Genomic DNA, 8,332 nt, shown 5'->3' with positions numbered 1-8,332 from the left:
ACCTGTTCGGCGGTTCCGGCCAGGACATGTTCGGTGTCTCCCGGGGCGCCGCGCCGGGCGGCCGCGACCAGTCCCGCCAGGGCGGTCAGCCCCCGCAGACGCAGCCTGGTTCTTCCGGCACCTCCGGCGCCGAGCAGCAGGGCGGCCGTCGCAGCCGCCGGCCGCAGCTGCCGCCGCGGGGCGGCGCGCGGGCCGAGCTGCCGGGCGGCGGCGAGCAGCCGTCCCGTCCGAGCTGGAGCGACGAGAACGCGCAGCCGCCGGTGCCGCGCGCCTCGCTCGACGCCCCCCGCGGGCACGACGAGGACCCGGCGCAGACCGCGCAGATGCCGCGGATCGAAGACCGGCAGGGGGCCGGCTCCACCTCGGAGTTCGCCCGCCCGGACTTCCACGCCCCGGCCGACGGCGGCTACAGCCCCCAGAACACCGGCCAGTTCGCCCAGCCCGGCGCCAACGCCCAGCAGCACACGGGGCAGTTCGCCCAGCCCGGCGCGAACGCGCAGCAGCACACCGGCCAGTTCGCCCAGCCCGGGGCCAACGCCCAGCACGGCACCGGCCAGTTCGTCCGTCCGGACGTCTTCGGCACGCCGGCCGCGGCGCCCAACGACTCCTCGCAGACCGGCCAGTTCGCCGCTCCGCAGGCGTACGACTCCGGCTCGACCGGTCAGCACGCGCTGCCCGGCAGCCACGGCCCCGAGTCCACGGGCCAGTTCCAGCGGCCCCAGGTCAACGGCGCCTACGGGGGCAACTCCGGTTACAGTGCCGCGCAGCCGCCGGTCCCGCAGCGGCCGCAGCAGCAGCCGACGCGCCCCGAGCCCGAGGCACTGCCGCCCGCCACCGGTCCCGGTGACGGACGCACCCCGCTGTACGACAGGCTGGAGACCAACTGGTTCCACGGCGTACAGCAGGGGCACGCGCCCGGCGCCAACGGCTCGGCCCCGGCCTCCGCTCCCCAGCAGGAGCGTACGGCCCCCGCGGAGCGGCCTCAGCCGGCCTCCGCACCCCAGCGCTCCGCGTCGACCGCCTGGCGCAGCTCGCCGAACGACGATCTCGTCCGGCAGGCTGAACGCGTCAGGCAGCCCGCCGCGGGCGGAGTCACCACCTCCGGCCTGCCGCGCCGGGTGCCCCGGGCGAACCTCGTCGCGGGCACGGCTCAGCAGCAACAGCACCAAAGCGGTCCGCAGATCTCGCGTGCGCCCGATGACGTACGCGGTCGGCTGACCAATCTCCGTCGGGGTATCGCGCAGGGTCGCCAGGCCGGTACCGGCCAGACCGGCAGCTTCCCGAACCCCACTCACCAGCAGGAGCGTTAGTTGAGCCAGATGAGCCAGGCGGCACAGAACCTCAACTGGTTGATCACCAACTTCGTGGACAACACCCCGGGTGTGTCCCACACCGTCGTCGTGTCCGCCGACGGCCTTCTGCTGGCCATGTCGGAGGGCTTCCCGCGGGACCGCGCCGATCAGCTGGCGGCGGTCGCCTCGGGGCTGACCTCGCTCACGGCGGGCGCCTCCCGGATCTTCGAAGGCGGCGACGTCTCCCAGACCGTCGTGGAGATGGAGAGGGGCTTCCTCTTCCTCATGTCCGTCTCGGACGGTTCGTCGCTCGCCGTGCTGGCGCACCCCGAGTGCGACATCGGCCTCGTCGGCTACGAGATGGCCCTGCTGGTCGACCGTGCGGGCGCGGTGCTCACACCCGATCTGCGTGCCGAACTGCAAGGCAGTCTGCTCCACTGAACGTCCAGGATCCACCCGTTGCACCAAATCACCGTCCGGCCGCCACAATCCCCCCACTGGCCCTCACCAGACGGCTTGACTGACCGACTTGCTGTCCCAGCCCGGAGGATTCATGACCCCGCCCACCGCCTCTCATGATCCGTACGCGGAGCCGTACGAGGATGAGGGCGACCAGCCGCTGGTACGTCCGTACGCGATGACCGGCGGCCGGACCCGGCCGCGGTACCAGCTGGCCATCGAGGCCCTGATCAGCACGACGGCCGACCCGGCAGCGCTCATGGGGCTCCTCCCGGAGCACCAGCGCATCTGCCACCTGTGCCGTGAGGTGAAGTCGGTCGCGGAGGTCTCCGCGCTGCTGTCCATGCCGCTGGGTGTGGCCAGGATCCTCGTGGCGGACCTCGCGGAGGCGGGACTGGTCGCGATCCACCAGCCGGGTGGCGACGAGAACAACGGCGGCGCACCGGACGTGACGCTGCTCGAAAGGGTGCTCAGTGGACTTCGCAAGCTCTGAACCGGGTCGGGCCACGACTTCCGCCAAGATCGTGGTGGCGGGTGGCTTCGGCGTGGGCAAGACCACGTTCGTGGGCGCCGTCTCGGAGATCAACCCGCTGCGCACGGAGGCCGTCATGACCTCCGCGAGCGCGGGCATCGACGACCTCACGCACACCGGGGACAAGACCACCACCACGGTGGCCATGGACTTCGGCCGCATCACCCTGGACCAGGACCTGATCCTGTACCTCTTCGGTACGCCGGGCCAGGACCGCTTCTGGTTCATGTGGGACGACCTGGTGCGCGGTGCCATCGGCGCCGTGGTGCTGGTCGACACCCGCCGCCTCGCCGACTGCTTCCCCGCGGTCGACTACTTCGAGAACAGCGGACTGCCCTTCGTCATCGCCCTCAACGGCTTCGACGGACACCAGCCGTACACTCCCGACGAGGTGCGCGAGGCCCTGCAGATCGGTCCGGACGCGCCGATCATCACCACCGACGCCCGCCATCGGTCCGATGCCAAGAGTGCGCTGATCACGCTGGTCGAGCACGCGCTGATGGCACGGCTGCGGTAGGCAAGTGGACAGCGCCGTACGGTGGTTGTCGTAGATGTGCCGGAGCCGGCTGTGGCCTTTGACACGGTCGGCTTCGCTGTTCATAACGGTTCGGCAGAGGAATCGGGTGATACGGCCACTCGACGCTGTCGGCCGCTCTCGCTGCGCGTACGAAGGCCCCGCCTTTTGGCGGGGCTCGTTCTTTTTGACCGTTTTATCTGGGACTTACATCACTCGGAATCCCCCTCGCGCACTGTTTGGAGGAGCGCTGACCGACGTGCTGGAATGCCGGAACTGCCCAATAGTCAAAGACGTACTCGCCAGTAGTACGTACTCCTGGGCGAACTGGGCTCTGAGACACTGCGGCACATCGTTGGTGCCGACCCCGCCGGAAGGTTGTTGGTCGAGTGAGGCGAAGCAAGAACAGTCCCGAGCCGTCGGCCCGGGGCAACTTCACCCCGCCGCCGCGCGGAGCGGCGCCCGCCCCTGCGCCCGGACCGGAACCGACGGCCGCGCCGGCCCGCAGCGGCGGCCGTCTCTCGCCGAGCAACTGGCGTGTGCCGACCAGGCTGAACGCGATCCTGCTGATACCTGTGCTGGTCGGCCTCATCATGGGCGGCGTCGAGGTCAAGGGCTCGATCGACACCTGGCAGGAGGCCGAGGACGCGCAGAAGACAGCGCGCCTGGTCCAGGCGTCCCTGACCTACGCCGACGCCCTCTACAACGAACGCGACACCACGGCCGCCCCGCTGCTCCAGGGCAAGGGGCAGGACGACAAGACGGTCACCGCCGCCCGTGACGCCACGGACAAGGCGGCCGACGTCTTCGACACCGCCGCCCGCGACATGCCGCAGAAGCCGGGCCTCGAACGGCGCCTGCAACTCTTCCGCGAGCAGGAGCCCAAGCTCCAGGCGCTGCGCGCCGGCGCCTACTCCGCCAAGCTCGGCGGTGTCCAGACCGAAGAGGGCTACGTCAAGGTCTCGCACGCCCTGATGCAGTTCGCCAACGAGCTCGGTCTCGGCACCGGAAACATCACCAGCTACGGCCGCACGGTCTACGCCATCTCCCTCACCAAGGCCGCCCTGTCGCTCCAGCGGTCCATCGGCATGCACCTGCTGATCAAGCCGGGTCCCAAGGCGGCGGACCTGGCCAAGCAGCGGGTGGCGCTCACCTCGTACGCCTATCTCGAGGGCATCGCCATCGAGGAGTACCGCGGCGGCGGCACCCAGGCCGACGCCAACAAGCTGGACAGTCTGCTGAAGCAGGCCGTCACGGACGGCGGCGCCATGGCCGAGGACGCCAGGGCGAAGGACCCGAGCTATGTGCCGCCGCCCTCGGACGTGACCCAGCTCGTGCCGATGCTGGCCACGCTGGACACCACGGACACCGCCGCGCGGGCCGCCCTCGCCACCCAGGGCATATCGGCGCAGAACTGGTGGGTGGTCAACACCCTGAAGTACAAGGTCTACCGGACCCTGGAGTCCGACATGGCCGACGCCGCGGTGAGCGAGGCCTCCGACATCGCGGGCACGGCCAGGCGGGACGCCCTGATCACCGGTGCCGCCGTCGTGATCGCCCTGCTCGTCGCGTTCATCCTGGCCGGCGCGGTCGCCCGCCAGATGTCCCGCTCGATGCGCCAGCTGCGCAACGCCGCCTTCGGCATCGCCGAGCAGCGGCTGCCGATGCTGGTCGACCAGCTCTCGCGCACCGACCCCGGCCGGGTCGACACCCGGGTCGCGCCCATCCCGATCAACACCCGCGACGAGATCGGCGAAGTCGCCCGCGCCTTCGACCAGGTCCACCGCGAGGCGGTCCGGCTCGCCTCCGAGCAGGCCCTGCTGCGGGGCAACATCAACGCGATCTTCACCAACCTGTCGCGCCGCAACCAGTCGCTCATCGAGGGCCAGCTGACCCTGATCACCGACCTGGAGAACAACGAGGCCGACCCGGACCAGCTGGAGAACCTCTTCAAGCTGGACCACCTCGCCACCCGTATGCGCCGCAACGGCGAGAACCTCCTCGTCCTCGCCGGCGAGGAGCCGGGCCGGCGCTGGGACCAGCCGGTCCCGCTGGTCGACGTGCTGCGCGCCGCGTCCTCCGAGGTGGAGCAGTACGAGCGCATCGAGCTGTCGGGCGTGCCGGAGGCCGAGATCCACGGCCGCGCCGTCACCGACCTCGTGCACCTGCTCGCCGAGCTGCTGGAGAACGCCACCACGTTCTCCTCCCCGCAGACCAAGGTGCGGGTCACCGCGACCCGGCTGCCCGACGGCCGGGTCATGATCGAGATCCACGACAAGGGCATCGGTCTGACCCCCGAGGACTTCGCCGACATCAACCACAAGCTGGCCAACCCGCCGACGGTGGACGCCGCGATCTCGCAGCGCATGGGCCTGTTCGTGGTCGGCCGGCTGTCCGACCGGCACGGCATCCGCGTCCAGCTGCGCCCCTCGGGCGAGCAGGCCGGCACCACCTCGCTGGTCATGCTGCCCGACGCGATCACCCACGGTGGCGGCGGCGACCAGCAGCCGGCGCAGAACGAGTTCACGGTCTCGCAGATCATCCCGGAGCAGAACTTCCCGGGGGAGAGCTTCGGCCAGGTCGGCCAGCCGCTGCGGACCGCGGCCGAACTCGGCTTCGACGACAGCCGGTACACCGAGGTTCCCGACGACATCCGCGATCTGGACCCGGTGGGCCGCTCGCTGATGCGCGAGGAGCGCCGCGCGGCCCTGGAGTCGCAGACGCTCGACGGTTCCGCCCCGGAGGCGCCCGCCTACGACGAGTTCACCGGCGGGCCCGCCTACGACGGCCAGAACGGCTTCCCCGAACAGCAGGGCGGCTACGACCCGCAGACCGCGTACGGGGAGCAGCAGCCGGCGTACGAGGAGCAGCAGGCCGCCTACGAGGAGCCGCAGCAGGCGTCCTACGACGAGGGGTACTACGCGCCGAACGGCGGGCTGCCCCGCGACGACGCCTTCGCGCAGGGCGCCGGCTATCCCGAGCAGCCCTATGCGGAAGGCGCCCAGGAGGAGCCCGCGAGCGCGGGCGGTCCGTCCACGGAAGCCTTCCCCGCCTTCGAGCAGCGGCGCCACCAGGACGACTGGCCGCAGCAGAGCGGCTATCCCGACGGCTACCAGGACCAGTACGCTCCACAAGCGGAATCCCCGCAGGCCGATGACGCGACCGAGCGCGACCGCGTAGGCTTCGAACGTCCGGGGCCGGTCCCGTCCGCGCCGCACGCCATGACCGACGCCGGGCTTCCGCGCCGGGGCGCAGCCGCGAGCGGTGCCAACGGTTCGGGGTCCGCGCGGCAGGAGGCGCCGGCTCCCCCGGCGGAGAGCAAGAACGACGCCTGGCGCTCACAGAACGACGAGCGCTGGCAGCAGGCCTCGCAGCTGCGCAAGCCGAAGGCGGGCGGGGTCACCTCCTCCGGCCTGCCGCGGCGGGTCCCCAAGGCCAACCTGGTCGAGGGCACCGCCGCGGCCACCCCACAGGGCGGCCCACAGGTCTCCCGTGCTCCCGAGGACGTGCGGGGCAGGCTGAGCAACCTGCGCCGGGGCGTCCAGCGGGGCCGCAGCGCGGGAAGTGAAACGAACGGCCAGGGCTTCGGTCCTGACAGCACCTACCACCAGGAGCGTTAGTGTGAGCCCGATGAGCCAGGCGGCACAGAACCTGAACTGGCTGATCACCAACTTCGTGGACAGCACCCCCGGGGTGTCCCACACGGTGGTGGTCTCCGCCGACGGACTCCTTCTGGCGATGTCCGAAGGGTTTCCGCGCGACCGCGCCGACCAGCTCGCGGCCGTCGCCTCAGGTCTGACGTCCCTGACGGCAGGCGCCTCCCGCATCTTCGAGGGCGGCAGCGTGAACCAGACGGTTGTGGAGATGGAGCGGGGATTCCTCTTCATCATGTCCGTCTCGGACGGTTCCTCCCTCGCGGTCCTCGCACATCCCGAGGCGGACATCGGACTCATCGGGTACGAGATGGCGCTTCTGGTCGACCGTGCCGGTACCGTCCTGACGCCGGATCTGCGTGCGGAGCTCCAGGGGAGCCTGCTCAACTGACAGACAGCGGTGCGTTTTGGCGTCCCGGAGCCGTAAGGTTTCGGGACGCGGCTCCACAAGATGGGTGCCAGGCACAGTCGGAGGAGGAGAGAAAGTGGCAACATCCCCAGACGGTCCGTCATCGGGCGACTGGTCGTACGGTCCGGCCCAGGGCCGGCACGACGGTTCCCAGAACCGGTACAACTTCCCCTCCACGCCGAGCCGGCGGCAGCCGTACGCCCCGCAGGGCCCCGGGCCCTCGCCGTACGACCAGCCGCCGGCACCGCGCATCCAGCCGGTGCAGCCGCAGCGACGCGCCCCCGAGCCGGCGCCCGTGGCAGCGTCGAACCCCTTGGTGCGTCCGTACGCCATGACCGGCGGCCGGACGCGCCCCCGCTACCAGCTCGCCATCGAGGCGCTGGTGCACACCACAGCGCAGCCGCACCAGATGCAGGGGCAACTGCCCGAGCATCAGCGGATCTGCAACCTCTGCCGGGAGATCAAGTCGGTGGCCGAGATCTCGGCCCTGCTCGCGATCCCTCTCGGCGTGGCCAGGATCCTCGTCGCCGACTTGGCGGAGGCGGGACTGGTCGCGATCCATCAGCCCGGCGGCGACGAGAACGCCGGCGGCCAGCCAGACGTGACACTGCTCGAAAGGGTGCTCAGTGGACTTCGCAAGCTCTAGCGGCGGTCCTTCCCGCTCCACCACCTCGGCGAAGATCGTGGTGGCGGGCGGCTTCGGCGTGGGCAAGACCACGTTCGTCGGCGCTGTCTCGGAGATCAACCCGCTGCGCACAGAAGCCGTCATGACGTCCGCTTCCGCAGGCATCGACGACCTGACCCACACCGGGGACAAGACCACCACCACGGTGGCCATGGACTTCGGCCGCATCACCCTGGACCAGGACCTGATCCTGTACCTCTTCGGTACGCCGGGCCAGGACCGCTTCTGGTTCATGTGGGACGACCTGGTGCGCGGCGCGATCGGAGCGATCGTGCTGGTCGACACGCGGCGCCTCGCCGACTGCTTCCCCGCGGTCGACTACTTCGAGAACAGCGGACTGCCCTTCGTCGTCGCCCTCAACGGCTTCGACGGCAGCCAGCCGTACAACCCGGACGAGGTGCGCGAGGCCCTGCAGATCGGCCCCGACACCCCGATCATCACGACGGACGCCCGCCATCGCGCGGACGCCAAGTCGGCGCTGATCACGCTGGTCGAGCACGCCCTGATGGCCCGCCTGCGCTAGCGGCCCCGCCTTCCGGGCGCATCTGCGTCGCGGCCCCCCGCTCCTCCTTCGGGAGGGACGGGGGGCCGTACGTCGTTCCAGGGGGCGCGCGGAGGGGCTCAGCGCGCCCCTGCGGGCTCCGGGGGGCGCCCGGCGGGGAAAGGGGCGCCGCGGGCCCGAAAGGAGCGCTGGAGGCCGCCAGGCGGGCATCGTGCGGGCCCGTTCGGGCGGGGCCGCCGCGCCGGACATGCCGAGGCCCCGTTCCCTGGGCGGGGAACGGGGCCTC

At 71.1% G+C, this 8,332-nt stretch carries 8 protein-coding genes; all 8 read left to right on the top strand.

Annotated elements, in window-relative coordinates; all coding sequences use genetic code 11:
* Positions 1 to 1,310: hypothetical protein (locus SZN_RS33230; protein WP_043734372.1), on the top strand; the 1,310-nt coding region annotated here is incomplete at its 5' end.
* Between the two features lie 9 nt (positions 1,311 to 1,319).
* Positions 1,320 to 1,733: a roadblock/LC7 domain-containing protein gene (locus SZN_RS33225; protein WP_007503778.1), complete on the top strand. Its 414-nt coding sequence runs from the start codon at positions 1,320 to 1,322 to the stop codon at positions 1,731 to 1,733.
* Positions 1,734 to 1,845: 112 nt separating this feature from the next.
* Positions 1,846 to 2,244: a DUF742 domain-containing protein gene (locus SZN_RS33220; protein WP_003997626.1), complete on the top strand. Its 399-nt coding sequence runs from the start codon at positions 1,846 to 1,848 to the stop codon at positions 2,242 to 2,244.
* Entirely contained in the window at positions 2,225 to 2,800 is a 576-nt protein-coding gene (locus SZN_RS33215; RefSeq protein WP_030948707.1) for a GTP-binding protein, read from the top strand. Before SZN_RS33220 ends, SZN_RS33215 begins: the two co-directional genes overlap by 20 nt.
* A 386-nt stretch (positions 2,801 to 3,186) precedes the next feature.
* Complete coding sequence (locus SZN_RS33210) at positions 3,187 to 6,417, top strand: sensor histidine kinase (RefSeq protein WP_043734369.1); 3,231 nt, start codon at positions 3,187 to 3,189, stop codon at positions 6,415 to 6,417.
* A gap of 10 nt (positions 6,418 to 6,427) precedes the next feature.
* Positions 6,428 to 6,841, top strand: coding sequence for a roadblock/LC7 domain-containing protein (locus SZN_RS33205; protein WP_007503775.1), 414 nt, complete (start codon positions 6,428 to 6,430; stop codon positions 6,839 to 6,841).
* 94 nt (positions 6,842 to 6,935) lie between these two features.
* Positions 6,936 to 7,505 (top strand): DUF742 domain-containing protein, encoded by a 570-nt coding sequence (locus SZN_RS33200; protein ID WP_007503774.1) that lies wholly within the window; start codon positions 6,936 to 6,938, stop codon positions 7,503 to 7,505.
* Positions 7,486 to 8,067, top strand: a complete 582-nt coding sequence (locus SZN_RS33195) for a GTP-binding protein (RefSeq protein ID WP_026150693.1) — start codon at positions 7,486 to 7,488, stop codon at positions 8,065 to 8,067. Before SZN_RS33200 ends, SZN_RS33195 begins: the two co-directional genes overlap by 20 nt.
* Positions 8,068 to 8,332: the final 265 nt, after the last annotated feature.

It is taken from the genome of Streptomyces zinciresistens K42, from assembly GCF_000225525.1.
GTDB lineage: Bacteria > Actinomycetota > Actinomycetes > Streptomycetales > Streptomycetaceae > Streptomyces > Streptomyces zinciresistens.
This window is presented reverse-complemented; position numbering and strand designations above follow the sequence as displayed.